Annotated in this window: 23 protein-coding genes; 14 read left to right on the top strand and 9 right to left on the bottom strand. The window is 49.6% G+C overall.

What is annotated here, in order from left to right; all coding sequences use genetic code 11:
• Nucleotides 1-29: 29 nt before the first annotated feature.
• The gene (gene lpxK, locus ACTHR2_RS01500; protein WP_263341487.1) at nucleotides 30-1,040 is read right to left on the bottom strand and encodes a tetraacyldisaccharide 4'-kinase; all 1,011 of its coding nucleotides are present in this window, start codon (nucleotides 1,038-1,040) and stop codon (nucleotides 30-32) included.
• Nucleotides 1,041-1,221: 181 nt separating this feature from the next.
• On the opposite strand from lpxK, the gene xseA reads away from it, so the two are divergent.
• The 3 genes from xseA to ACTHR2_RS01485 all read left to right on the top strand — a co-directional run bounded on the left by xseA (nucleotide 1,222) and on the right by ACTHR2_RS01485 (nucleotide 4,285).
• On the top strand, nucleotides 1,222-2,571 hold the full coding sequence (xseA, locus tag ACTHR2_RS01495; RefSeq protein ID WP_440375266.1) for an exodeoxyribonuclease VII large subunit: 1,350 nt from the start codon (nucleotides 1,222-1,224) through the stop codon (nucleotides 2,569-2,571).
• A gap of 123 nt (nucleotides 2,572-2,694) precedes the next feature.
• Nucleotides 2,695-3,474 (top strand): CDP-diacylglycerol--serine O-phosphatidyltransferase, encoded by a 780-nt coding sequence (gene pssA / locus ACTHR2_RS01490; protein ID WP_263341478.1) that lies wholly within the window; start codon nucleotides 2,695-2,697, stop codon nucleotides 3,472-3,474.
• A 1-nt stretch (nucleotide 3,475) separates the two neighbouring features.
• Nucleotides 3,476-4,285 carry a sulfite exporter TauE/SafE family protein gene (locus ACTHR2_RS01485; RefSeq protein WP_440375265.1) on the top strand — a complete coding sequence of 270 codons (810 nt, stop codon included), beginning with the start codon at nucleotides 3,476-3,478 and terminating at the stop codon, nucleotides 4,283-4,285.
• 85 nt (nucleotides 4,286-4,370) lie between these two features.
• Here ACTHR2_RS01485 and ACTHR2_RS01480 read toward each other — a convergent pair whose 3' ends face one another.
• From ACTHR2_RS01480 to ACTHR2_RS01455, 6 genes are all read right to left on the bottom strand, one after another.
• Nucleotides 4,371-5,051, bottom strand: coding sequence for a sulfite exporter TauE/SafE family protein (locus tag ACTHR2_RS01480; RefSeq protein ID WP_263341469.1), 681 nt, complete (start codon nucleotides 5,049-5,051; stop codon nucleotides 4,371-4,373).
• A 110-nt stretch (nucleotides 5,052-5,161) separates the two neighbouring features.
• Nucleotides 5,162-6,202 (bottom strand): ABC transporter permease, encoded by a 1,041-nt coding sequence (locus ACTHR2_RS01475; RefSeq protein ID WP_063076440.1) that lies wholly within the window; start codon nucleotides 6,200-6,202, stop codon nucleotides 5,162-5,164.
• Nucleotides 6,203-6,238: 36 nt separating this feature from the next.
• Entirely contained in the window at nucleotides 6,239-7,294 is a 1,056-nt protein-coding gene (locus tag ACTHR2_RS01470; RefSeq protein ID WP_440375264.1) for an ABC transporter permease subunit, read from the bottom strand.
• Between the two features lie 98 nt (nucleotides 7,295-7,392).
• Nucleotides 7,393-8,322 carry a CobW family GTP-binding protein gene (locus tag ACTHR2_RS01465; RefSeq protein ID WP_070461484.1) on the bottom strand — a complete coding sequence of 310 codons (930 nt, stop codon included), beginning with the start codon at nucleotides 8,320-8,322 and terminating at the stop codon, nucleotides 7,393-7,395.
• Nucleotides 8,310-8,783, bottom strand: coding sequence for a Fur family transcriptional regulator (locus ACTHR2_RS01460; RefSeq protein WP_263341463.1), 474 nt, complete (start codon nucleotides 8,781-8,783; stop codon nucleotides 8,310-8,312). Before ACTHR2_RS01460 ends, ACTHR2_RS01465 begins: the two co-directional genes overlap by 13 nt.
• 113 nt (nucleotides 8,784-8,896) lie before the next feature.
• Nucleotides 8,897-9,721: an SDR family oxidoreductase gene (locus ACTHR2_RS01455; RefSeq protein ID WP_263341461.1), complete on the bottom strand. Its 825-nt coding sequence runs from the start codon at nucleotides 9,719-9,721 to the stop codon at nucleotides 8,897-8,899.
• Nucleotides 9,722-9,853: 132 nt separating this feature from the next.
• Between ACTHR2_RS01455 and ACTHR2_RS01450 the strand changes: the two genes are divergently transcribed.
• Nucleotides 9,854-10,315, top strand: a complete 462-nt coding sequence (locus ACTHR2_RS01450) for a c-type cytochrome (protein ID WP_263341459.1) — start codon at nucleotides 9,854-9,856, stop codon at nucleotides 10,313-10,315.
• Nucleotides 10,316-10,702: 387 nt separating this feature from the next.
• The gene (locus tag ACTHR2_RS01445) at nucleotides 10,703-13,465 is read left to right on the top strand and encodes a TonB-dependent receptor domain-containing protein (protein ID WP_440375263.1); all 2,763 of its coding nucleotides are present in this window, start codon (nucleotides 10,703-10,705) and stop codon (nucleotides 13,463-13,465) included.
• Nucleotides 13,466-13,614: 149 nt separating this feature from the next.
• On the opposite strand, the gene ACTHR2_RS01440 is transcribed toward ACTHR2_RS01445, so the two are convergent.
• The gene (locus ACTHR2_RS01440) at nucleotides 13,615-14,811 is read right to left on the bottom strand and encodes an acetate kinase (RefSeq protein WP_440375262.1); all 1,197 of its coding nucleotides are present in this window, start codon (nucleotides 14,809-14,811) and stop codon (nucleotides 13,615-13,617) included.
• A gap of 235 nt (nucleotides 14,812-15,046) precedes the next feature.
• Here ACTHR2_RS01440 and ACTHR2_RS01435 point away from each other — a divergent pair, with 235 nt between their 5' ends.
• The 9 genes from ACTHR2_RS01435 (at nucleotide 15,047) to trxA (ending at nucleotide 23,289) form a co-directional block, all read left to right on the top strand.
• Nucleotides 15,047-15,352 carry an HLGFF motif protein gene (locus ACTHR2_RS01435; RefSeq protein ID WP_254323827.1) on the top strand — a complete coding sequence of 102 codons (306 nt, stop codon included), beginning with the start codon at nucleotides 15,047-15,049 and terminating at the stop codon, nucleotides 15,350-15,352.
• Nucleotides 15,352-15,540 (top strand): cbb3-type cytochrome oxidase assembly protein CcoS, encoded by a 189-nt coding sequence (gene ccoS, locus ACTHR2_RS01430; RefSeq protein WP_003681462.1) that lies wholly within the window; start codon nucleotides 15,352-15,354, stop codon nucleotides 15,538-15,540. The genes ACTHR2_RS01435 and ccoS overlap by 1 nt, the downstream gene beginning before the upstream one ends.
• Entirely contained in the window at nucleotides 15,537-16,853 is a 1,317-nt protein-coding gene (locus tag ACTHR2_RS01425; protein WP_440375261.1) for an MFS transporter, read from the top strand. The genes ccoS and ACTHR2_RS01425 overlap by 4 nt, the downstream gene beginning before the upstream one ends.
• Nucleotides 16,854-17,175: 322 nt before the next feature.
• On the top strand, nucleotides 17,176-18,156 hold the full coding sequence (locus ACTHR2_RS01420) for a DNA polymerase III subunit delta' (protein WP_440375260.1): 981 nt from the start codon (nucleotides 17,176-17,178) through the stop codon (nucleotides 18,154-18,156).
• A gap of 10 nt (nucleotides 18,157-18,166) precedes the next feature.
• Nucleotides 18,167-18,520 carry a PilZ domain-containing protein gene (locus tag ACTHR2_RS01415; protein ID WP_003682949.1) on the top strand — a complete coding sequence of 118 codons (354 nt, stop codon included), beginning with the start codon at nucleotides 18,167-18,169 and terminating at the stop codon, nucleotides 18,518-18,520.
• A 4-nt stretch (nucleotides 18,521-18,524) separates the two neighbouring features.
• Nucleotides 18,525-19,310 (top strand): TatD family hydrolase, encoded by a 786-nt coding sequence (locus ACTHR2_RS01410; protein WP_263341446.1) that lies wholly within the window; start codon nucleotides 18,525-18,527, stop codon nucleotides 19,308-19,310.
• A gap of 319 nt (nucleotides 19,311-19,629) precedes the next feature.
• Nucleotides 19,630-21,183 carry a fatty acid--CoA ligase gene (locus tag ACTHR2_RS01405; RefSeq protein ID WP_263341444.1) on the top strand — a complete coding sequence of 518 codons (1,554 nt, stop codon included), beginning with the start codon at nucleotides 19,630-19,632 and terminating at the stop codon, nucleotides 21,181-21,183.
• An 81-nt stretch (nucleotides 21,184-21,264) separates the two neighbouring features.
• Complete coding sequence (locus ACTHR2_RS01400) at nucleotides 21,265-22,830, top strand: ABC transporter ATP-binding protein (protein ID WP_263341442.1); 1,566 nt, start codon at nucleotides 21,265-21,267, stop codon at nucleotides 22,828-22,830.
• A gap of 126 nt (nucleotides 22,831-22,956) precedes the next feature.
• Nucleotides 22,957-23,289 carry a thioredoxin TrxA gene (gene trxA / locus ACTHR2_RS01395; protein WP_263341441.1) on the top strand — a complete coding sequence of 111 codons (333 nt, stop codon included), beginning with the start codon at nucleotides 22,957-22,959 and terminating at the stop codon, nucleotides 23,287-23,289.
• A gap of 61 nt (nucleotides 23,290-23,350) precedes the next feature.
• Here the strand turns inward: trxA and ACTHR2_RS01390 are convergent, their stop codons facing one another.
• Nucleotides 23,351-23,668: a DUF2322 family protein gene (locus ACTHR2_RS01390; protein WP_263341439.1), complete on the bottom strand. Its 318-nt coding sequence runs from the start codon at nucleotides 23,666-23,668 to the stop codon at nucleotides 23,351-23,353.
• Nucleotides 23,669-23,762 lie beyond the last annotated feature (94 nt).

Here is a 23,762-nt window from a genome sequence, read left to right as displayed (position 1 = left end):
TAAAACATCTGTGAAACACCTATAAGCATTTAGATTGAAACATTCGCGGATACAAACGCCGCCAAGTTCGGCTCAATTATCGCATAAACAGGCAAGACCCACACATGATTCAGGCCGTGGCCGTCTGAAAACTTGACCGCATCTTTCTCCGTAATAATGACCGTGTCCGCATTGGGCAAGTCTGCTACTGCGATGTCGGCATGGTCAGGCAGTGCGACGGTTTGGTTCAAAGTAATGCCCATATTCCGCAGCGAATCGAAAAAACGCTCCGGCTTGGCGATACCGGCGACGGCGGCGACGGTTTGATTTCCCAAACCTGCCAAATCCAATTTTTCAGACGGCCTGTTCAAACGGTAAATCCGACCTGTTTCAATATGGCTGGCAAACATATTTTCAGACGGCCTAAACGCCGCATCTGCTTTTCCGCCACTGACGACGACCGCATCAACGGAAGTCAACCGAGGCAAAGGTTCGCGCAAGCTGCCGTTGGGTAGTAAATCCAAATCCGTCCGCCCCGTATCCGCCGCCGGGAATACGGCAATTTCCATATCGCGCTGCAAGGCATAATGTTGCAAGCCGTCGTCGGCCACAATCAATTCAAGCTCCGGATGCGCCGCAAGCAATGCCCTGCCTGCTTCTGCACGGCTGCTGCCTACCGCCGTCGGCGCGCCGGTTTGGCGAAACAGCAATAAAGGCTCATCGCCTGCATCTGCCGCGCTGCTGGCTGTCTTCAATACATGAACCGCCTTACTCTTGCGCCCGTAACCTCGGCTGATGATGCCGACCTTAACGCCCTTTTCCCGCAAACCCAACACCAGCGCGGCGACTATCGGCGTTTTCCCTGTTCCGCCTGCATGGATATTACCGACCACCACCACTGGCACAGGCAATTTTTCGCTTTTCAGACGGCCTGAAACAAAATCATCGCGCCGTTTCGCCGCAATTTTGGCAAACAGCTTGGACAATGGTTTTAACAGCAAAGACAAAAACGGATTAGGGGATTGCCAATGGCGCTCGATAATTTGGTGGAGTTTGGGCATACACGCGGCTTTTGAAGCGAAAATCAAACGATAATATAACACAAGCCCGCCTAGGCAAGGCCGTCTGAACATGCGCCTTTGATAATATTAAAACAAAGGGCGCAAGTTTCATAAAAACGAATACAACGAATCGCTCTAAAACCCTTATAATTCAGCTTTCCCAAATTTTTCCTGTTTCGCAATGTCCGAACTTTTCGCGCCCTCCTCCATTTCCGTATCCGAGCTCAACGCCCTCGCCAAAGCCTTGCTGGAAGACCATCTCGCAGGCTTATGGATTGCCGGTGAAGTATCCAACCTGACCCGTGCCGCCAGCGGACATTATTACTTCTCACTCAAAGACAGCCGCGCGCAGGTGCGTTGCGCGATGTTTAAGGGTGCGGCCATGCGCTTGGCGAAGCCTTTGAAAGAAGGCGACCATATCGAAGTATCCGGGAAAATCAGCATTTATGAAGCGCGGGGCGAATTTCAAATTACCGTGAATGAGGTGCGGCTCAAAGGTTTGGGGCAGCTTTACGAAGCCTATGAGCGATTGAAAGCGCAATTGCAGGCGGAAGGCGCGTTTTCAGCAGAACGCAAAAAACCGTTACCCACCCGTCCGCAATGTATCGGCATCGTCACCAGCCTGGCGGCGGCGGCTTTGCGCGATGTCGTGACCACCTTAAACCGCCGCGCGCCCGAAATTCCCGTTATCGTTTATCCAACGCCCGTTCAAGGCACGGGCAGCGAGTTGCAAATTGCCCAAGCGATTAAAACCGCATCGCAACGCGCCGAGTGTGACGTACTGATTGTCTGTCGCGGCGGCGGCAGCATTGAAGACTTGTGGGCGTTTAATGAAGAGCCGGTCGTACGCGCCATCGAAGCCTGCGTGATTCCGGTCGTCAGCGGTGTAGGCCACGAAACCGATTTCACGCTCGCCGATTTTGTCGCCGACGTGCGCGCTCCGACCCCGACCGGCACGGCAGAACTGGTCAGCCCCAACCGCCAAGAATCGTTACACCGCCTCGCCCAAGCGCAAGGCCGTCTGAAAACCGTTTTAGAGCAACGCTATTTCGATGCCAGCCAAAAACTCGACTGGCTGGCGCGGCAAATCCGTCATCCGCGCCAAAAACTTGACGAGCAGCGCGCTTCAATCAGCAAGCTGGCGCAAATGCTGTCTTACTCGATGACGCAAAACCTCCGCGCCCACACCGCCCGTTTTGAACGCCAAACCCAAACTCTGAAACATTGCCGTCCTGATGTTTCCGTTTACAAAAACAATATTGACCGTTTTCAGACGGCCCTGTCGCATTCCTTCCGCCAGCTGCTTACCCACCGCCGTCAAAGCCTGACCGCCCAAGCCGCATTGCTCGAAGCCGTATCGCCGCAGCATATTCTGGAGCGCGGCTTTTCGGTCGTCAAAAACACACGCGGACAAGTCATCCGCAATGCCGATACGTTGAAACAAGGGCAGAAACTGCACATCACTTTTGCCGACGGTGAAACCGACGTACGCGTGACCAAAGAGCAGGCGCAGGGCGAGTTGTTTGACTGATGGAATAAAGGCAGTCTGAAACTTTATGCGATTGAAGTGAAACTATGTCTGCCTTTTAAAAATCCTTAACCTGCCAATGCGGTATAATGCCTCATCTGCACACGCAGCATATACGGAAACATTATGGACAACTCACAAAATACAGAAAATCCGATTCCACCACGCAACTCCATCCGCAAAAACAGCATTTACCTGCTGCCCAATTCCTTTACCATCGCCGCACTGTTTTGCGCCTTCTTCGCCATTACCCAGTCTATGCACGGACGTTATGAAACAGCGGCGATTGCAGTTTTCCTTTCCATGCTGCTCGACGGTATGGACGGACGCGTAGCGCGGCTGACCAACAGCCAAAGCGCGTTCGGCGAACAGCTCGACAGCCTCGCCGATATGGTCAGTTTCGGCGTCGCGCCTGCCCTGATTGCCTACAAATGGCAACTTTGGCAGTTTGGCAAAATCGGTTATTCCGTCGCCTTTATCTACTGCGCCTGCGCCGCCCTGCGTTTGGCGCTGTTCAACACGCTTATCGGCAAAGTTGATAAACGTTGGTTTATCGGCGTGCCCAGCCCGACCGCCGCTGCGTTGATTGTCGGCCTGATTTGGGTCAACCACAGCGTCGAACGCTTCCCCAACGTGCATTGGTGGGCATTGGGTATCACCCTGTTTGCCGGCATTTCCATGATTGTGCAGATTCCGTTTTGGAGCTTCAAAGAAATCAACATCCGCCGCCAAGTGCCGTTTATGGGCATGGTGTTGGCCGTATTGATTCTGCTTTTGATCAATTGGGAACCTTCGCTCGTCCTCTTCCTGTTTTTCCTCGGTTACAGCCTGTCCGGTTATGTGATGGCAGTCATCCGTTGGTTTAGAAAACGCCATAAATCACACAAACACGACAAGGCCGTCTGAAATGTGGTCTTGGGACATCATCTTTGCCCTGCTCGCCGTCGGCAGCGCGGCGGGCTTTATTGCCGGACTGTTCGGCGTAGGTGGCGGCACGCTGATTGTCCCCGTTGTCTTATGGGCGTTGCAACTGCAAGGCATAGGCAGCCACCCCTATGCCCAGCATCTTGCTATCGGCACTTCCTTTGCCGTCATGGTGTTTACCACCTTCTCCAGTATGTTTGCCCAACATAAAAAGCACGCCATCGATTGGGCGACCGTCCGCCGAATGACGCCGGGCATGATACTTGGCGTACTCCTCGGCGCGGCAACAGCAAAATATATGCCGACGCTGGCTTTGCAGGTTTTCTTTATTGCATTTCTTGCCTTTATCGCACTTAAAACCCTACGCGATTCCAAACCCAAACCTTCACGCACCCTGCCTGCCCTCCCCGGCCTGACAGCCATGGGCACGCTTTTTGGTGCGGCTTCAAGCTGGGTCGGTATCGGCGGTGGTTCTTTATCCGTTCCATTCCTACTGTATTGCAACTTTCCGGCGCACCGCGCCATCGGCACATCTTCAGGTCTTTCATGGCCGATTGCGATTGCCGGCACCATCGGCTATTTTGCCAACGGTTTGCATATTGCCAACCTGCCTGAAGGCGCGGCAGGCTTTATCTATCTTCCGGCCGTGTTCATATTGAGCGTTGCCACCATCCTCTTTGCTCCGCTCGGCGTAAAAACGGCGCACAAGCTGCCCGCCCGAAAACTCAAAATCGCCTTCGGCATCATGTTGCTGATGATTGCCGCCAAGATGGCTTGGAATTTGATACATTAAATCTTTCTTATGAAAAGGCCGTCTGAAAATCTTTCAGACGGCCTTTTTGATTGCAAAACAACAAACTAGATAAAACCTTTTTACCTTACCCGATTTGCCCCATTGCAAATACAGCCAAGCGCCATATCGCCCATCCTGCCACCAACAGTCCGGCAAACAAACGAACCATGCGTTTTTGCAGAAAGGTTTTCAACTGCGCTGCAAATATACCCATCGCGAGCAGGTTCGGCAACGTACCCAATGCAAACGCCAGCATATACAGCCCGCCGTGCAAGACATTGCCGCTGCCCAAAGCATACAAAGACGCGCTGTACACCAAACCGCAAGGCAGCCAGCCCCAAAGCACGCCCACGCCGAAACAGGCAGGCACTGATTTAATCGGCAGCAATTTGTTTAACAAAGGATTCAGGCGTTTCCATATCGGTTTGCCGATGCCTTCGATTTTGGTTGCGGCAGTCGAAATACCGGCAAGATACAGACCGAGCAAAAGCAGCAAAACATTGGCGGCAATATACAAACCGTTTTGAACCGCGCGCGTATCGTCCAAGGAAATGCCGACCTGCCCGACCAAGCCGACCAGAAGGCCGATGACGACATAGCTGCTGATGCGCCCCAAGTTCAACAATACAATCAGCCCGATTCGGTTTAAATGTGGCGGCAGCTGCAAAGCGAATGCGCTGCTCAATCCGCCGCACATGCCGACGCAATGCGTTCCGCCAAAAAAGCCGAGCAGAAAAAGAGTAAGAAATGTGATTTCTTGATTCATGGTTTTTAATGATTCAAACGAATGGATGAGGCCGTCTGAAACTTTTCAGACGGCCCTGAGAATGCAGGACAGGCTTTTCCACCCACCCTCTTCACGCTTTAGAAAAGCAATTAACTGCGTGCGCGTACGTCAAATGCCTGACGCAAACCTTCGCCGATCATGACCAGCAAAAGCAGCATCACTGTCAGCGTAGCAACGGCAGACAGGCCGATCCACCACGCGTCCAAGTTGTCTTTGCCTTGCGCCAGCAACTCGCCCAAGCTCGCCTGTGAGGCAGGTACGCCCAAGCCCAAGAAGTCCAAGCTAGTCAGGGCAAGTACGGCACCGGAAATACGGAAAGGCAGGAAGGCCAATACCGGCGTCAAGCTGTTGGGCAGGATATGGCGCCACATGATTTCACGGTTGCTCACGCCCATCGCGCGCGCCGCCAAAACGTAATCGGTCTGACGGTTTTTTAAAAACTCGGCACGGACATAGTCGGACAAGCCCATCCAGCCGAAAAGCGACAGTAACACCAGCAAAATCAGCAGTCCCGGATTAAAGAACGAAGACAGGATAATCAAGAGGTACAGCTCCGGCATACCGCCCCAAACCTCGATAAAACGCTGCATCAGAAGGTCAGTTTTGCCGCCGAAATAACCCTGCACCGCGCCTGCAACCACGCCGATTACGGTAGTCACCACAGTCAACACCAAGGCAAACAGCAGTGAATCGCGGAAACCGTAAACCAAGCGCGCCAACAGGTCGCGGCCGCGGTCGTCCGTTCCCAAGATATGCCGTTCGGACGGCTTGGCAGGATCGGGGGCCGTATCGAAATCGTTTAAGGTATCGGCATCGTAAGGATTGGGCAGGTAAAGGGCAAAATTGCCGTCTGAAGTGATGTTGTGGCGGATAAGCGGATCCAAATAATCCGCAGGCGTATCGAAATCGCCGCCAAATGCGGTTTCGTTGTATTCGTTTACCAAGGGGAAGAAATACTCGCCCTGATAGCGTATCCACAAAGGTTTGTCGTTGCTCCACAAAGGCGCAAGCAAAGTGACGACAAACAAAACGGCCAAAATCCGCAAAGCCAACCAACCGCGCTTATGCTGCTTAAAGGCTTGCCAAGTAGGGTTTGAAGTAGATTTTTTCTTTTTCATGGTTCGAAACATTCTTTAATAATGGATTGAAGATATTTTCAGACGGCCTTATTTCTGTCCGCCAAAGTGAATACGCGGATCGACCCATGAATAAGAAATATCCGACACCAGTTTAGCCAACAACCCCATCAGCGTGAACACATACAGCGTACCCATTACGACAGGATAATCGCGTTTCATCACTGCCTCGTAAGACAACAAACCCAACCCGTCCAGCGAGAACAGCGTTTCAATCAACAGGCTGCCGGTAAAGAATGCGCCGATAAATGCGGCCGGGAAACCGGTAATCAGAGGAATCATGGCGTTGCGGAAAATATGCTTCCACAAAATCTGTTTCTCAGGCAATCCCTTGGCTCGCGCGGTATAAACATATTGACGGCGGATTTCTTCAAGAAACACGTTTTTCGTCAATACGGTCATCACCGCCAAGTTACCTGCTACCGAAGCGGTAATCGGCAAGGCCATATGCCACAAATAATCTTTGACTTTACCTGCCCAAGAGAGCGTATCAAAATCATCACCAACCAAGCCACCCTGTGGGAACCAGGCAAAAAAGCTACCGCCGCCAAACAACACCAGCAACACCAAACCCAATACAAACGGCGGTACGGTATAGCCGACCAAAATGATCATGCCCGTAACCGTATCAAACCGGCTGCCATCCCTGACCGCCTTGGCAATACCTAACGGAATACATATCAAATAAGTTAGGAAGAATGTCCACAAACCCAAACTCATCGATACCGGCATTTTCTCTTTTACCAACTCAAATACGGTTTGATGGTGGAAAAAACTCTCGCCCAAATCGAAACGGGCGAATTTCCATACCATATCGGCAAAACGCGTCAAAGGCGGCTTGTCGAAACCGTATAAAGCATTCAGCGCGGCCAAATCCTCCGCACTGATACGGTTGCCGTTTTTGGCCAGAGTTCCGGGAATACTCCGCCCCGCCGTCTCACCACCAACCGCACCCTGTGTCAGCTGCTGAACCATCTGCTCCACCGGACCGCCGGGAACAAACTGAATCACGGCGAAGGTAATCGCCAAAATCCCCAACAACGTGGGAATCAAAAGGAGCAAACGTTGAAAGATATAACGCCACATGGTTAAGTGTTCCTCTATTTTTTTGATTTGAAGGCCGTCTGAAACCGCTGACTTCAAACGGCATATAGTAACGGATTAATAAGCGTTTGGCCGATGATTTACTTCTCCAACGCCTCCTGCAATTTCTTCTCAATCAAATCCGCATCAAACGATTTGGCAATCAGCTCAAAGCGGGAATCACGGCGCCATGAAACTTGGTTTGCGCCCCATTGACCGTCCACCCAGTTCAGCCATACCCATGTACCGAGGACTTGGAACACGCCTTTGGCACGCACGAGGCCGTCTGTAAATTTAGGCAGGTCGTTGAAGAAATCGGTCAGCTTTTCGCCGTCGAAATCACGTCCGGAAGGGAAAGTGAAACCTTGAGACTGGAAGCCCATGGTGTTGTCCGGCAAGGCTTTTAGGCGGTAGCGCGATTTTTCGACAACGGGAATATCAAGCCATTGGATGTCAAGTTGTGCATTTTGAACTTCAACCACTTTGGCTTTGGGCGGGAACAGCTTGGCCGCTTTATCATGAAATTCGGCCAGTTGCTCCGGCGTGCACAAGTCGGTTTTGCTGGCAACCAATACGTCGCAAATGCCGATTTGGTCTTTATACAAGGCTTGTTGAGCGTAATCGGGATTGATGAATTGACGCGGATCGACAACGGTAAAGACTGCACCGATTTCTAACATACTGTCGAGCGGTTTGGCTTTCAGTTCGTCGATAACGCTGGCGGCGTGCGCCAGGCCGCTGGCTTCAATCATCAAGCGGTCGGGTTGGGCATCGCGCAGCATCTTTTGTACGGTCGTACCCATTTGTGCGCCGGCAGTACAGCACAAACAGCCGCCGGCGATTTCAGCTACGGGAATGCCGTTGTCGCTCAAGACGGCGCCGTCAATGCCGATTTCGCCAAATTCGTTGACAATGATGACCCATTTTTCATTCGGGTCTTTTTGTGCCATCAGACTTTTAAGGGCGGTGGTTTTGCCTGTTCCGAGGAAGCCTGAAATCAGGTGGACTTTAGTCTTTTTTACTTCTGACATTTTTTACAAATTCCTGTTAAAACAACATGTTCTTCTTTTAATGAGAAACCGGTTTCGGCCACGCCTGAACGCAATGCCGCCCATTCTTGGCTCAAGGTCTGCTCATCCGCCGTACCGCATTCGGTACAAACCAAAATAAACGCGCTGTGATGCGCTTCGGCTTCTTCGTGGTCATGGCAATGGTCGTTGCACTCGTGCTGCGCGTGGCTGCACAGAATATAGCCGTTGACCGCCGCCACTTTGTGCAAAACGCCCTGCTCCGCCCAAAAATCAAGGGCGCGGTAGGCCGTCGGCGGCGCAACCACGCCCTCGCTTTGCTGCTGCATCTGCGACAGAACGTTGTAGGCTTTAATCACGCCGCTTTGTTTCAAAACAATATCAAGCACTTGCTCGCGCAATGCCGTTACCTGCACGCCATCGCGCTGCGCTTGTTCTAAGATTTTTTGTTTGATTGCGTTCATAACTGAAACAGCCTTTCAGACGGCCTTGTTAATAAAAAATTACATTATAACGTGTTTGTTCAATTTCAGATAACAAAGAGGCCGTCTGAAACGTTCAGACGGCCTGATGCCGATTACTTAAACCAAGATTTAATTTTTCCAAACAAAGACATGCTTTGTTTTTCAAACGTTTCTGCCTTCACCGGAGCAGGCTCATCGCGGTAAACTTTCATACCTGCAAAGGTCTGGGCAACCGGCATGATTTCGATGGAATTGACGTTCATCCGCGCCGGACGCTGATAGAGCCATAAAGCGGTATCGGCAATATCTTGCGGCTGGATAAACTCGACATTCTCATAAACCTCGGCCGCACGCTGATCGTCGCCTTTGAAACGGACATTGGAAAACTCGGTATCGCCGCACAAACCCGGTTCGATATTGGTAATGCGGATATTTTTATCTGCCAATTCGGCGCGCAGGTTCATGCTGAATTGGCGCACAAAAGCCTTGGTCGCGCCATAGACATTACTGCCTGAATAAGCATAACTGCCGGCAATCGAACCCAAATTGATGATATAGCCCTGTTTGCGCGCTACCATCTGCGGCAAAATCTGGCGAGTCAGAAAAGTCAGGCCGATGATATTGGTTTGAATCATGGTTTCCCAATCGCCAAAATCGGCTTTATCGGCAGAATCCAAACCTAAAGCCAAACCGGCGTTGTTAATCAGGCAATCAATTTCGGATAAATGCTCGGGCAGGCTGTTCAAAGCGTTTTGAATCGACTCAGTGCGCGAAACATCCATTTCCAAAGGGTAAAACTGCTCGCCCAATTCCTCTGCCAACTGCTGCAATTTGTCTTCACGCCTTGCCGCGCCGATGACATGGTAGCCTGCTGCAACAAAGGTGCGGCACATTGCCGCGCCGAATCCTGCCGATGCCCCGGTAATCAAAATTGCCATATCGTTTCCTTTCTATACTCGTTTCAGACTTGGGTTTAAGGTATGATAACGCCTTATCAGACGGCCTGAGTGTTTGGCCGACTGATTTTAAATCTAACGATAATCATATCATTACAATAGGACACACTCCATATGAAAACCCGTTTTCTCCCTGTTGCCTTGGCAGCAGTGGCGCTTACCCTTTCCGCCTGCGGCGGCAGCGGCGCGCCTTCCCAGCCTAAAGGCCCGATTTCCGAAGACCGTACGGCCGCGTTCAAATCCATGATGCCCGAGTTTACCCGCATGGGCAAAATGGTCAAAGACGAAGAGCCTTACGACGTAGAAAAATTCAAACAAGCCGCCGCAACCTTCGCCGAAAACAGCAAAAAACCGTTCACCCTGTTTGAATCCGATCCTCAAGGCAACGGCCGCGCCCTGCCTGCCATCTGGACAGACACGGCAACCTTCAAAGCCGAAGAAGAAAAATTTGCCGCTGCAGTTGAGAAACTCAACGCCGCCGCACAAACCGGCAAATTGGAAGAAATCAAAGCCGCTTACGGCGAAACCGGTGCAAGCTGCAAATCTTGCCACGATACATTCCGCGGTCCGGAATAAGGCTTAAAAAACAATAAAGGCCGTCTGAAATATCATTTTCAGACGGCCTTTTCTTCAACTGACTTCAAATCTTTCTATATTGACTTTATATTTTGCATTTCATGTTTTTTACCGATTTCATTTGAAACCGACGGCTCAATTCACATATCGCAATCAAATTTTCTTCTTCCGGCTGTTTAAATTCAATTAAATCTCCCTTCTTCTCAACCAACCAAATTCAAATTCAGACCTGCTTTATCTTTTCAGCCAGATTAATCATATGCGGTTGGATTATCTTATGAAACAAAATTTTACTTTATTTTTTAATAAATAAAAACCATTATCAAAATGTTTGTAAAGTTTAATAACATGTTATATAGTAGCAACTTCGTTTCTGAGGTAACTATCATGAATCCGAATTTCAAATTAAATCTACTAACATTATCTTTACTGGCTATAACCAGTATCGCACACGCAGAAGACGAGGTTTCAACTCAAGAGCTTGATGAAATTCAAGTCAAAGGCAAACACATTGCCAAAGAGAAAAAAGTTTTTACCGAAGGCCAAGCCAAAAGTTCGCGTGAACGCGTTTATCAATCCAGCGAAAACATCGATACCATCGTTCGGAGCATGCCCGGCGTTTTCACCCAACAAGACAAGGGATCGGGGGTATTGGCGGTCAATATCCGTGGCGATAGCGGTTTGGGACGCGTCAATACGATGGTTGACGGCGTAACCCAAACCTTCTATTCCACTTCTGCCGATGCCGGACGCAGCGGCAGCTCCTCCCAATTCGGTACGGCACTGGATCCCAATTTTATTGCCGGTGTCGATGTAACCAAAGGCAGTTTCACAGGTGCCAACGGCATCAATACCTTATCCGGTACAGCCAATTTCCGTACTTTACGGGTAGACGATGTGGTACACGGAAACAATACCTTCGGCCTCTTGACCAAAGGATTGACCGGCACAAACAGCACCAAAAGCAATTTTATGGCAACCGGAGCTGTACAAAAATGGTTTGACAGCGGTGCGCGCGTTGGTGCGTTATATGGTTACAGCCACCGTAATGTCGAGCAAAACTATAAAGTGGGCGGCGGCGGTCAGCGTATCGGCAATTTTGGCGAGGAATATTTGGACCGTAAAAAACAAGAATATTTTGAGAGCAACCTATTGAAATTCGACCACGAACAAAATCTCTGGGTTCGTGACTTTTCCAAACGCAATGCGGTCGGTAAAAGCTATTGGGACTACCCTTTCTCCAAAAAATATAACGATCCTGAAGTTTTACAAAGAGATTATGTCGATGACTTGGAAAGAAGCTGGAAAGAGAATTTGGCACCGCAATGGGATCTGACCCCAATCGACCCAACCAGCCTGCAACAACGCTCAAATAGCCATTTGGTCAAAGTGGAATACGAAAACGATAACAACAAGCTGGATCTTCAGCTTCGTACCATGAACAACCGTATCGGCAGCCGCAAAGTAGAAAACCGCAACTATCAAGCCAATTACAACTTAAACATTGGCGATTATGTCGATTTAAACGTATTGGCCGCCCATAATCTGGGAAAACAAAAATATCCGAAAAACTCACGTTTTTCAGGATGGGGACTGCTTGATTATTTGGAAACCAAAAACACAGCCAATCTTTTGGATATCAACAACAGCTTTTCTTTCAAACTTCCCCAAAAAACAGATTTAAAAGCTACTGTGGGTTTCAATTTCTTTAAAAACCAATACAGTAAAAACCGCTTTCCGGAAGAGCTGAGCCTGTTTTACGACGGCCCGGATCAAGATGCCGGCCTGTACAGCTTTTTAGGCCGCTTCAAAGGCGACAAAGGAATATTTCCTCAGAAATCAACCATATTGCAACCTTCAGGCCAGCAAAAATTCAATACGTTCTATTTTGATACTTCCTTGAAAAAAGGCATTTATCAATTGAATTACAGTGCCAATATAGTCAACTACCGCTACAAGGGCGAATATACCGACTACTTCAATACCCAAGAAGACTTTAAAAAAGCATTTGGAGAAGATTCTGAAATTTATAAACAGCATTGCACGCCAAGCTGCGACCTTTACGAACCGGTTTATACCAAATCCGGTAAAAAGCATGCGGTAAACCATTCGGTGGCATTAAACATCAATGTCAACGACTACTTTATGCCGTTTATCAGCTATTCGCGTACGCATAGAATGCCGAATATTCAAGAAATGTATTTTTCACAAATCGGCGACTCGGGCGTCAATACCGCCCTTAAGCCGGAACAGGCCAATACTTACCAAATAGGCTTCAATACCTTCAAAAAAGGGATTTTCAAGCCGGATGATGTATTGGGTTTCAAACTGGTCGCCTATCGCAGCAGGATCAACAACTATATTCACAATGTTTATGGCAAATGGTGGGATTTGGATAAAGCACCCAGCTGGGTAACCAGTACCGGCCTGCAATACTCTATCCAGCATCGAAACTATGCCAAACCTGTCCATAAAAATGGTTTGGAAGTCGAGATGAACTATGATTTCGGCCGCTTTTTTACAACCCTGTCTTACGCATATCAAAAAACCAACCAGCCGACCAATTATAGCGATGCCAGCGAATCGCCCCGCAACTCTTCTAAAGAAGACCAAATCAAACAAGGCTACGGCTTAAGCAAAATTTCCCGCTTACCCCGAGATTACGGTCGGTTTGAATTGGGCTCACGTTGGTTGGGCAACAAATTGACCATCGGCGGCATTATGCGCTATTACGGCAAAAGTACACGGGCAACGACTGAGGAAGAATTTGTTGACGGGACAACCGGTGCCAATACCTACTCTTCACACCAAATGGGCAGAAGGGTGATCAAAAAAACAGAAAGCATCAACAGACAGCCGCTGATTTTTGATTTCTATGCCAATTATGAACCAAAGAAAAACCTTATCCTTCGTTTCGACATTCAAAATGCGTTCAATAAACGCTATATCGATCCTTTGGATGCCGCAAACGATGCCGCGACTCAGCGCTATTTCAGCGTATTTGAAAGAAAAGGCGGTTTAGATGACGAAGAAGTCGAATGTGATGCCAACGGTTTATGCAATGGCAAATATGGCGGCACGACACGCTCCGTCTTGAATAACTATGCGCGCGGCAGGACTTTGCTGTTTACCATCAGTTATAAGTTCTAAACCTATCTATCAGTATTCTTAATATTGCACTGATTAAAAAGCCGACAAACACAATGTTTGCCGGCTTTTTTCAATATATTCTCAAAATTTTCTTCATCTATACACAACAAAAAACCTGCCCTTGCGGGCAGGTTTTCAATAATGACGGATTACAGGCCGCTCAGACGGGCAGTATCGTGTGCAATCATCAATTCTTCGTTGGTAGGAATCACAACGGCAACAGCTTTGCTGTCGGCAGTGGTAATCACACCAGCATTACCGAAACGGGCTTTCAGGTTGGCTTCTTGGTCGATGTACAGACCGAGGAAGCCCAAGTAGCCCAATACGCGTTCGCGGATGATGTCGGAGTTTTCACCGATACCGCCGGTGAAGACCAATGCGTCCAAACCGCCTGCCGCGACTGTCATGCTGCCGATGTATTTAGCCAAGCGGTAGATGAACATTTCCAAAGCCAGTTTGGCGCCTGGATGACCTTTTGCAGCTTCTTCTTCGATGGTACGGCAGTCATTGGACAAACCTGAAATACCGAGCAGACCTGATTTTTTGTTCAGCATTTCGGTAATTTGGGAAATGGTCATGTTGGCGTTTTCAGCCAAGAAACTGAAAACTGAAGGGTCGATATCGCCGCTGCGTGTACCCATTACCAAACCTTCCAGCGGAGTCAGGCCCATGCTGGTATCTTTACATTCGCCGTTGGCAACTGCTGCGATAGATGCGCCGTTACCCAAGTGGGCAATGACCATGCGCAGGTCTTTTTTGTCTTTACCGAGGAAACGGGCGGTTTCATCAGAAACGTAGCGGTAGCTGGTACCGTGCGCGCCGTAGCGACGCAAGCCGTATTTTTCATACAATTCATGTGGAACAGCGTAGGTGTAGGCATGTTCCGGCATGGTTTGGTGGAAGGCGGTGTCGAATACGACAACGTTAGGCAAACCTTTGAAAATGCTTTGTGCGGCACGCAGACCCAAGAGGTGCGCAGGGTTGTGCAGCGGAGCGAGCGGAATACATTTTTCGATGCCGGCGATAACTTCGTCGTCAACGAGGATGGATTCGCTGTACAGTTCGCCGCCGCTGACGACGCGGTGACCGATGGCGCCGATGCGGCTGTCGAGGCCGTGGGCTTTGAGTTCTTCCATCAGGGCTTCAACTGCGCCGGTGTGGTCGGGCTTGGCAGACAGGTCAACTTTGTGTTTTTCGCCGTTGAATTTGAAGGTAATGTAGGCATCAGGCAGATTGAGCTTTTCTGCCAGGCAGCTCAGCAATACTTCGCCGCTGTCGTTATCCAATACGGCACCTTTGAGGGAAGAGCTACCGCAGTTCAAAACCAAGATTAATTTTTGTGACATTTTTATGCTCCTTGAGGTTTCAGACGGCATTTTTGTCGGGACCTTACTGCGGCTCCGGCTATGTTGCACCCCTTGTGGGACGTAGTGGGTAGCGGTCTGAACAGATTAACAAAGTAAACGTCGTATTCTAACAAAAAATGTAATCGGCTGCTTGACTTAATATTTGATGTAAAATGGACGGAATTTTATTTTAGGCCGTCTGAAAAAATGACGGCGGTTTTGAAGATTTCCCGATATGCATTATTTCAGTATCCACACTCAAGACGGCGAACACGCCGGATTTTTTATTATGTTGGCAGATGATGAATCGCAAAATCCGCCGCAAAGCGGACGCTTCGCAATCAAGCTGCAAAGCGAAGACGCAGCCGAAGCAGCGGTATTGTCGCCTTTTGAGCAAACCGATATCCCACAATACTGGCGCGTGGTTAAAGACCGTATCGAATTGTTTTTTGACGATAAAAATATCGGTGCGTTGCGCAACGAATACCTGACCATCAACGGTAAAACCTTTATCCTGACCGATTTGACCGGAGCGATGTAATGGAAAGTATGTTTATCCTTGTCCCCATCAGCATTATTTTGGCCTTTATCATCGGCTGGTTTTTCTGGTGGTCGGGTAAAAACGGACAGTTTGACGACCTTGAAGGACCTGCGCACCGCATTTTGATGGACGACGACTCCACTGAAAAACTGATCGAAAAAGACGAAGACAAAGAATCCAAACAATGAGCCTTAAAAAAGACAATCTGAATTTCCACACAACCCGCCGTTTTGCGCCGCTCTTTGGGACGCAGTTTTTGGGCGCGTTGAACGATAATATGTTCAAAACCGCATTATTCGTGATGATCAGTTTTTACGGTTTGGGTAAAAACGACTTTCTGCCACCCAGCCAAATGCTGAACTTGGGCGCAATGCTGTTTATCCTGCCCTACTTCCTGTTTTCCGCGCTGTCAGGACAGCTGAGCAACAAATTCGATAAAGCAGTTTTGGCACGCTGGATCAAGCTGTTGGAAATCATCATCATGGCAGTGGCGGCGTATGGCTTCTACATCCAATCCGCGCCTTTGCTTTTAATCTGCCTGTTTTGCATGGGCACGCAATCGACCTTGTTCGGCCCGCTGAAATACGCCATTCTGCCCGATTACCTCAACGACAAAGAGCTGATTATGGGCAACAGCCTGATTGAATCAGGTACGTTTATCGCCATTTTGCTCGGCCAGATTTTGGGTACCGCAGTCGCAGGTGTTCCGCCGTATATTGTTGGCGGTTTGGTGTTATTGGTCGCTATCGGCGGCACGATGACCAGCCTGTTTATGCCGTCTGTACCCGCTAAAATGCCGGACACAAAAATCGAATGGAACATCATCAAAGGCACGAATTCACTGATTCGTGAAGCGGCGGCCAATCGTCCCGTATTCACGTCCATCATCGGTATTTCATGGTTTTGGTTTATCGGCTCGGTTTATACCACCCAACTACCGACGTTCACGCAAATCCATTTGGGCGGCAACGATAATGTGTTCAACTTGATGTTGGCGCTGTTCTCCATCGGTATCGCCATCGGCTCGGTGTTATGCGCCAAACTCAGCCATGAGCGCCTGATTTTGGGCTTGGTTACCATCGGCACTCTGGGGCTGACGGTCTGTGGATTATTGCTGGTGTGGCTGACCCAAGGCCAACGCTTTACCGAATTAAACGGCATTATTTGGTTTTTATCGCAAGCAAAGGCGTATCCGATTATGCTCGTGATGTCGGCCATCGGCTTTTTCGGCGGTTTCTTCTCCGTACCGCTCTACACTTGGCTGCAAACTGCCAGCAGCGAAACCTTCCGCGCCCATGCTGTTGCTGCCAACAACATCATCAACGGCGTGTTTATGGTGTCGGCTGCCATTTTGAGCGCGGTTTTGCTGATGTTATTCAACAGCATCACGCTGCTGTATTTGATTGTTGCCGTGGGTAATCTTCCGTTGATTGTTTACCTCATCAAACGGGAACCAAAATTTATCGGGGATTTGACCGCTTTATTGAAAATCAGCAAATAAGACCGTCTGAAATATATCCCCACCATGCACATTTTCACTGTTCAATCGCGTGGACAGCTTGTGCATAAATCAGATTACTGTCTGATTTAAAATTAAAAAACACATCTGCCTAAATTTTAAGCACAACTTTACTCCCAAACAAAATGCACATTTTCCCCAAACAAGCGTGTGCAAAGGCTGTGAATAAATCAGCTTATTCATTGATATTTCAAAGAAAAACGATATTTGATTAATTTTTAGGCAGTTTATTAAAGGCCGTCTGAAACCTTTTTCAGACGGCCTGAGAGTATAATAACCACCTACCTAATAGTTCCCAAACGATATGATTTATCCATGGCATGAAACCCAATGGCAACAGCTCGCCGCCCATTGGCAAAACCGACCTAACGCTTGGCTGTTTACCGGCAAAGAAAATACCGGTAAAACCGAGTTTGCCCGCTTTGTCGCGCAGGCATTGCTGTGCGAATCGCCCAAATCCGGCCATGAGCCATGCGGCGAATGCGCTTCGTGCCATTTGTTCAGCCAAAACACCCATCCCGACTTTTACGAACTCACGCCGGAAATGCCCGAAGGCGAGGCAATAGGACGCAAACTCCTGCAAATCAAAATCGATGCCGTGCGCGATATTGTGGAAAACATTTACCTGACCGCTGTCCGCGGCGGCCTGCGCGTGGTATTGGTACATCCGGCCGAAAGCATGAATACACAGGCGGCAAACGGTTTGTTAAAAGCTTTGGAAGAGCCGCCGCAACACGTTGTTTTCCTACTCGTTACCCACGCGCGCGACAAACTCCTGCCCACCATCAAAAGCCGTTGCCGCCAGATGGTGCTGCCCTCGCCTACCCATGAGCAGGCTGCGGCATACCTGCGCCAACAGGGCGTGGAAAATGCCGAAGCCTTGTTGGCATTCCACAGCGGCGCGCCTTTATTCACACCGACTCCCGAATTGGACGCATTGCGCGAAGAATTGCTGACGCTGCTGGCTGCCCCGCGCCTGTTGGCCATACTCGACTACGCCGCCGCGTTCGACAAACAAAAACAACCGCTGGCCATTTTCATCGACTGGCTGCAAAAATGGCTGATAGATGTCGGCTTGGCACAACAAAGCATGGCGCCACTTTATTATCCGCACCATGCCCAAGCCCTGCTTCAGAGGGCCTCTAAAACCGATTCACGCAAGCTGTTTGCCCTATTGGGCCGTCTGAACGCGCTCAACCCTTACGGATACCATACCTTGAGTGTTAAAATGCAGCTTGAGTATCTGCTTATCGAATATTTAGATTTTTGGCAAAACAAACCCTAACAGGTAATCAATGATGAATAAAAAAGACATTCCGGCGAAGATGTTGGCTTTGCAACTCAAAGACCCCAACCTGTTGTACAACTGCTATATGCCGTTTTTAGAACACGGCGGCCTGTTCGTACCGACCGATGACGTATTCTCACTAGGCGAAGACATCCTCTTGGCCGTCGAAATCGCCGACTATCCCAAACGCTTCCTGCCAACAAAAGTCGTTTGGATCAATCCGGCGCGCACTTCAGCCCACCGTCCCAAAGGCGTAGGCCTTGCATTCTCCGAACACGAAAGCTGCCTGCAGGCAAAAAACCTGATCGAAGCCGAGCTTGGCCCGCGCCTGCGCAGCGACCGCACTACTTTTACCCTGTAACACCATGTATTTAATCGATTCACACTGCCATCTCAATTTTAACGGCTTAAAAGACCGCCTGCCCGAAGTCTTTGCCAATATGGAAGCGCAAAGCGTCAAACAGGCGCTTGCCATCAGCGTCAGCAAACAAAGTTTTGCCGAAGTCTTCGACATTGCTCAGGCAAACGACCACATCTACTGCACCATCGGCATACATCCCGACAGCCAAGAAGCAGAAGAATTTACCATTGCCGAAATGGTAGAGGCAGCCAAACATCCCAAAATCGTCGGTATCGGCGAAACCGGTTTGGACTATTACTGGTGCAAAGGCGATTTGTCATGGCAACATCAACGCTTTGCCGACCATATCCAAGCAGCCAACGAAAGCGGCCTGCCCGTTATCGTCCACACGCGCGATGCGGCCGAAGACACGTTGCGAATTTTGAAAGAATGCCACACTAATTCCGGCGTGATTCATTGCTTCTCTGAAGACGTCGCCTTTGCCAAAGCCGCTTTGGATTTAGGGTTATACATCTCCTTCTCCGGCATTGTGACGTTTAAAAACGCGCCGCTAATACAGGAAGCCGCCAAATACGTCCCTGCCGATAGAATCTTGGTAGAAACCGATGCGCCCTTCCTCGCGCCGGTTCCCAAACGCGGCAAACAAAACGAGCCTTCCTACGTCCGCTATACAGCCGAGTTCTTAGCCAATCTGCGCGGCGAGAGCTTGGAAACATTGGCACAAAACACCAGCGACAATTTCTATCGCCTGTTTAAGAAAGTACCCGATGGCCGTCTGAACAACGGCTAGGTCTCAAAGTCTCTAACATTGGCTCTGCCTACCCGTTATCCGGATTCTGCCTCAAACACAGCGGTAAACTCGAAATGGCTTGAGACAGAAACGCAATCGGCTTGCACTATCTTCCGAACGGCAGACTTTGAAGAATGGGAATATTCCCATCAACACAATAAATAAGTTTAAATTCAAAATATTGCTTTCCTAAGCCCAGCAAAGCTCAAGGCCGTCTGAAAGTATTTTCAGACGGCCTCTTGCTTATTTTACCGATAGGATGTAAAACCTATCCTTCGAAATAAACGGTTCATCGAAACCGTACATCAATCGACACAATATGGACACAAACTCCGAAATGCACACCCACCCTAATTTTTACGCTATGCTGACTGCAGCCTGCCAAAAAAACGGTAAAGGCACAGTCATTTTCAACGACAAAGAAAAAATCAACTATTCCTCCCTCAAACGCGAAGTAGAAACCGTCGCCGCCTATCTGCAACACCAAGGCGTACAATATGGCGACAGAGTCGCCCTTGTCGTTTCCAACTCTCCCGAATTTATTGCCGCCTATTTCGCTATTACCTCTATCGGCGCGGTAGCCGTCCCACTCAACGTCTTTTTGAAAAGCGAAGAATTTTCCTACATCCTCAATGACTGCGGCGCACGCTTTATGTTCGCATCCGCGCCGTTGGCCAAAGAACTCAAAAACATCAAAACCAAAACCAAAGTCAATAAAATCATCTGGATTGGTGAAACCAACGCCGCCAGTGGCGATGACAGCTATTTCGATGCCGCGCGTACATTCCCCGGCAAGCCGAATCTGAGCCGTCAGCCGTCCATCAACGATTTGGCGCACATTATCTACACCTCCGGCACAACCGGCCACCCAAAAGGTGCATTAATCAGTTACAGCAACCTGTTTTCCAACCTTTCAGGTATCGAACAAATTTTCCAAATTTCGCAAAAAGACCGCTTCGTCGTCTTCTTGCCTATGTTCCACAGCTTTACGCTGACCGCCATGGTTTTGCTGCCGATATCTCAAGCCTGCTCGATTATTTTGGTCAAATCCGTATTCCCATTCTCCAACGTGTTGAAACAGGTTTTGCTCAAACGCGCTACCATTTTCCTCGGCGTACCGGCTATTTACACTGCCATGAGCAAAGCCAAAATCCCTTGGTATTTCAGATGGTTCAACCGCGTCCGCCTGTTTATCAGCGGCGGCGCGCCTCTGGCCGGACAAACCATTGACGACTTCAAAGCCAAATTCCCGCGCGCCAAATTGCTGGAAGGCTACGGCTTGAGCGAATGCTCGCCCGTTGTGGCCGTCAATACGCCTGAGCGCCAAAAAACCGCCAGCGTCGGCGTCGCCCTGCCCGGCTTGACCGTGAAAGCCGTCGATGACGAATTAATCGAAGTGCCGCGCGGCGAAGTGGGCGAACTCATCATCAAAGGCGGCTCAGTCATGCAGGGCTACCTCAATATGCCTGACGCCACAGATGAAACCATCGTCAACGGTTGGCTGAAAACCGGCGACTTTGTCACCATAGACGAAGACGGCTTCATCTTCATCGTCGACCGCAAAAAAGACCTGATTATCTCCAAAGGCCAAAACGTCTATCCGCGCGAAATCGAAGAAGCCATTTACAAACTCGATGCCGTGGAAGCCGCCGCTGTCATCGGTGTGAAAGACCAATACGCCGATGAAGAAATCATTGCCTTTATCCAACTCAAAGAAGGCATGAAACTGGAAGAAGCCGAAGTCCGCAGCCACCTGCGCGGCCTGCTGGCAAACTTTAAAATCCCCAAACAAATCATCTTCCAAGACGAGCTGCCGCGCAATGCCACCGGCAAAGTGTTAAAACGCAAACTCAAAGAACAGTTTCAAGACTAAACCGCTGTTTCAGACGGCCCCTTGATTCATGCAGGCCGTCTGAAAACCTGTCATCAACAAACTTTTCAGACGGCCACGACCATGACGACACCGATACTCGAAATCGAAAACCTAAACGGCTCCTTTCCGAGCAAGCAAGTCCTGCACGATATCAACCTGACCTTGCAACCCGGCCGCAAGCTGGCATTGGTCGGCGAGAGTGGCAGCGGCAAAACCGTATTGTCGCAAGGCATCATGCGCCTGAATCCGATGGTTACCTTTGAAGGCCGTCTGAAATATTGCGGAACCGATCTGCTGACCCAGCCCGAACGCGCCCTGCAAAAACTGCGCGGCCGCGAAATCGGCATGGTGTTTCAAGAACCCATGACCGCCCTCAACCCCGTCATGCGCGTCGGCGAACAAATCGCCGAAGTCCTGTCCCTGCATTTGGGTTTGGATAAAAAACAGGCATGGGCGCGCGCTATCGAACTCTTGGACGAAACCGGCATCCACCAGCCCGAGCAAAAAGCCCAGGCATACCCTTTCCAACTTTCCGGCGGCCAACGCCAACGCGCCATGATTGCCATGGCCGTATCAGCCCAGCCCAAGCTCCTGATTGCCGACGAACCGACCACCGCTTTGGACGTTGCCGTCCAAGCCCAAATCCTCGATCTGCTCTCACGCCTGCAGGAAGAACACGGCATGACCATGCTCTACATTACGCACGACTTAAACCTCGTGCGCCGTTTTGCCGATGATGTCGCCGTTATGCGTAACGGCCGCATCCTCGAAACCGGCAAAGCAAACGAAGTCTTCGCCAATCCGCAACACGAATACACCAAAATGTTGCTCAACGCCGGCACAATGCGCAAAGTGGCTCCTTTACCTGCAAACCCAGCCACCGTACTCAAGGCCGAACAAATCGCCTTTTCCATCAAAGAATCAGACGGCTGGTTTAAAAAACGCGACAAAACCATTCTCAACCCCGTTTCTTTCGATCTCAAATCAGGGGAAACATTGGGCATCATCGGCGAAAGTGGCTGCGGCAAAACCACGCTGGCCAAAGCCGTTATGCACCTTATCGACTCCGAAGGCAGCCTGGACATCAACGGCGAGCCATGGCGACACGAATTGCGCCGCGAAATCCAAATGGTGTTCCAAGACCCGTTCGGCGCATTCAATCCGCGCATGAACGTCTTTGATACCGTTTCCGAAGCCTTGCGCGTTCACGAGCCCAGTATGCCGCGCGAAGAAATGCGCCGCCGTGTTCAAGAAGTCCTCAAACAAGTCGGCTTGCCCGAAGACGCACTCGAACGCTATCCGCACGCATTCTCCGGCGGCCAGCGCCAACGCCTTGCCATCGCCCGCGCCATCATTGTCCGCCCGAAAATCCTCGTATTGGACGAACCAACCAGCGCGCTTGATGTCCAATGGCAACAACAAATCCTTGAATTGCTCAGCGGCCTGCAAAAAGAATACGGCCTCGCCTTCATCATCATCAGCCACGACCTCGCCGTGATCCGCGCCATTTCCCATCGCGTGATGGTGTTGAAAGACGGCAAAATCGTTGAAGAAGGCGAATGCGAAAATGTGTTTGCCAATCCAAGCAGCGACTATACGCGCCATTTGATTGCCCACTCCGGCCACATGGTTCAAGAGGCCGTCTGAATCTTTAAAGATTGCGATAGGCGCATTTCAAAAAAACTATTACCGGGTGGCGGCACTTGAAATTTTCCCTGTCTGCCACTATTCTGAACAACATATTTATCGATCCCCATTCAAAAGGAAACAAACATGAGCAGCGAATTGATTATCCACTCCAGCGATGCCAGCTTCGAACAAGACGTTTTGAAATCCGATGTACCTGTATTGCTGGACTTCTGGGCACCATGGTGCGGCCCTTGCAAAATGATTGCCCCAATCTTGGACGACATCGCCTCCGAATTCCAAGGCCGTCTGAAAGTTGTTAAAATCAACATCGACGACAATGAAGCCACTCCTGCCAAATTCGGCGTTCGCGGCATCCCTACCCTGATGGTGTTCAAAAACGGCGAAAACGTTGCAACCAAAGTCGGCGCATTGGCTAAAGGTCAACTGACTGCATTCGTTGAAGCTTCTATCGCTTAAGGTTTTAAGCATATAAAAAGGCCGTCTGAAAATTGTTTTCAGACGGCCTTTTTTGTATTCATTAAGCAACCAATGGTTTCAAAGTCAGGCTGATATTTTCAGCCTTCACTTTAAACAGTAAATCAATATTCGGATGTTTGCCTGGATTGGCTTCGGCATCGGCAACATGTTCTGCAAACCATGCCAAGCCGCGTTCTGCCGCTGCTGCGTCAAGTTTACCGTCAAACTCTTGCGCCAAAGCATGGTAAAGTTTGAGCGAGCCTTGTTTGCCGGGTACATTGGGAATGTGATGAACCACATTGCCCTCTTTATCGAGAATATCCAAGCCGCTCAAATGATCGATGGCAGGCATAGCGGCCAGATTGTCTTGGAAGCTCATGATTGTCCTTTCTGATGTGGATTTTAAAACAAACCATATAACAAGGCCGTCTGAAAATTGATGTTTGACACTTTTCAGACGGCCTTAAACATTT

The organism is Neisseria sp. P0006.S004, from assembly GCF_051963015.1.
GTDB lineage: Bacteria > Pseudomonadota > Gammaproteobacteria > Burkholderiales > Neisseriaceae > Neisseria.
The sequence above is the reverse complement of the archived record's forward strand: the minus strand, read 5'-3'. Positions and strand labels throughout refer to the sequence as shown.

Excerpts from the sequence above, each read along its gene's own strand:
- ACTHR2_RS01450 (WP_263341459.1), top strand. The coding sequence starts at position 9,854 with ATGAAAACCCGTTTTCTCCCTGTTGCCTTGGCAGCAGTGGCGCTTACC.
- ACTHR2_RS01425 (WP_440375261.1), top strand. The coding sequence starts at position 15,537 with ATGAGCCTTAAAAAAGACAATCTGAATTTCCACACAACCCGCCGTTTT.
- ACTHR2_RS01405 (WP_263341444.1), top strand. The coding sequence starts at position 19,630 with ATGGACACAAACTCCGAAATGCACACCCACCCTAATTTTTACGCTATG.
- pssA (WP_263341478.1), top strand. The coding sequence starts at position 2,695 with ATGGACAACTCACAAAATACAGAAAATCCGATTCCACCACGCAACTCC.
- ACTHR2_RS01435 (WP_254323827.1), top strand. The coding sequence starts at position 15,047 with ATGCATTATTTCAGTATCCACACTCAAGACGGCGAACACGCCGGATTT.
- ACTHR2_RS01455 (WP_263341461.1), bottom strand. The coding sequence starts at position 9,721 with ATGGCAATTTTGATTACCGGGGCATCGGCAGGATTCGGCGCGGCAATG.
- ACTHR2_RS01480 (WP_263341469.1), bottom strand. The coding sequence starts at position 5,051 with ATGAATCAAGAAATCACATTTCTTACTCTTTTTCTGCTCGGCTTTTTT.
- ACTHR2_RS01465 (WP_070461484.1), bottom strand. The coding sequence starts at position 8,322 with ATGTCAGAAGTAAAAAAGACTAAAGTCCACCTGATTTCAGGCTTCCTC.
- ACTHR2_RS01440 (WP_440375262.1), bottom strand. The coding sequence starts at position 14,811 with ATGTCACAAAAATTAATCTTGGTTTTGAACTGCGGTAGCTCTTCCCTC.
- ccoS (WP_003681462.1), top strand. The coding sequence starts at position 15,352 with ATGGAAAGTATGTTTATCCTTGTCCCCATCAGCATTATTTTGGCCTTT.
- ACTHR2_RS01420 (WP_440375260.1), top strand. The coding sequence starts at position 17,176 with ATGATTTATCCATGGCATGAAACCCAATGGCAACAGCTCGCCGCCCAT.
- ACTHR2_RS01485 (WP_440375265.1), top strand. The coding sequence starts at position 3,476 with ATGTGGTCTTGGGACATCATCTTTGCCCTGCTCGCCGTCGGCAGCGCG.
- xseA (WP_440375266.1), top strand. The coding sequence starts at position 1,222 with ATGTCCGAACTTTTCGCGCCCTCCTCCATTTCCGTATCCGAGCTCAAC.
- ACTHR2_RS01410 (WP_263341446.1), top strand. The coding sequence starts at position 18,525 with ATGTATTTAATCGATTCACACTGCCATCTCAATTTTAACGGCTTAAAA.
- ACTHR2_RS01390 (WP_263341439.1), bottom strand. The coding sequence starts at position 23,668 with ATGAGCTTCCAAGACAATCTGGCCGCTATGCCTGCCATCGATCATTTG.
- lpxK (WP_263341487.1), bottom strand. The coding sequence starts at position 1,040 with ATGCCCAAACTCCACCAAATTATCGAGCGCCATTGGCAATCCCCTAAT.
- ACTHR2_RS01470 (WP_440375264.1), bottom strand. The coding sequence starts at position 7,294 with ATGTGGCGTTATATCTTTCAACGTTTGCTCCTTTTGATTCCCACGTTG.
- ACTHR2_RS01400 (WP_263341442.1), top strand. The coding sequence starts at position 21,265 with ATGACGACACCGATACTCGAAATCGAAAACCTAAACGGCTCCTTTCCG.
- ACTHR2_RS01415 (WP_003682949.1), top strand. The coding sequence starts at position 18,167 with ATGATGAATAAAAAAGACATTCCGGCGAAGATGTTGGCTTTGCAACTC.
- trxA (WP_263341441.1), top strand. The coding sequence starts at position 22,957 with ATGAGCAGCGAATTGATTATCCACTCCAGCGATGCCAGCTTCGAACAA.
- ACTHR2_RS01445 (WP_440375263.1), top strand. The coding sequence starts at position 10,703 with ATGAATCCGAATTTCAAATTAAATCTACTAACATTATCTTTACTGGCT.
- ACTHR2_RS01475 (WP_063076440.1), bottom strand. The coding sequence starts at position 6,202 with ATGTTTCGAACCATGAAAAAGAAAAAATCTACTTCAAACCCTACTTGG.
- ACTHR2_RS01460 (WP_263341463.1), bottom strand. The coding sequence starts at position 8,783 with ATGAACGCAATCAAACAAAAAATCTTAGAACAAGCGCAGCGCGATGGC.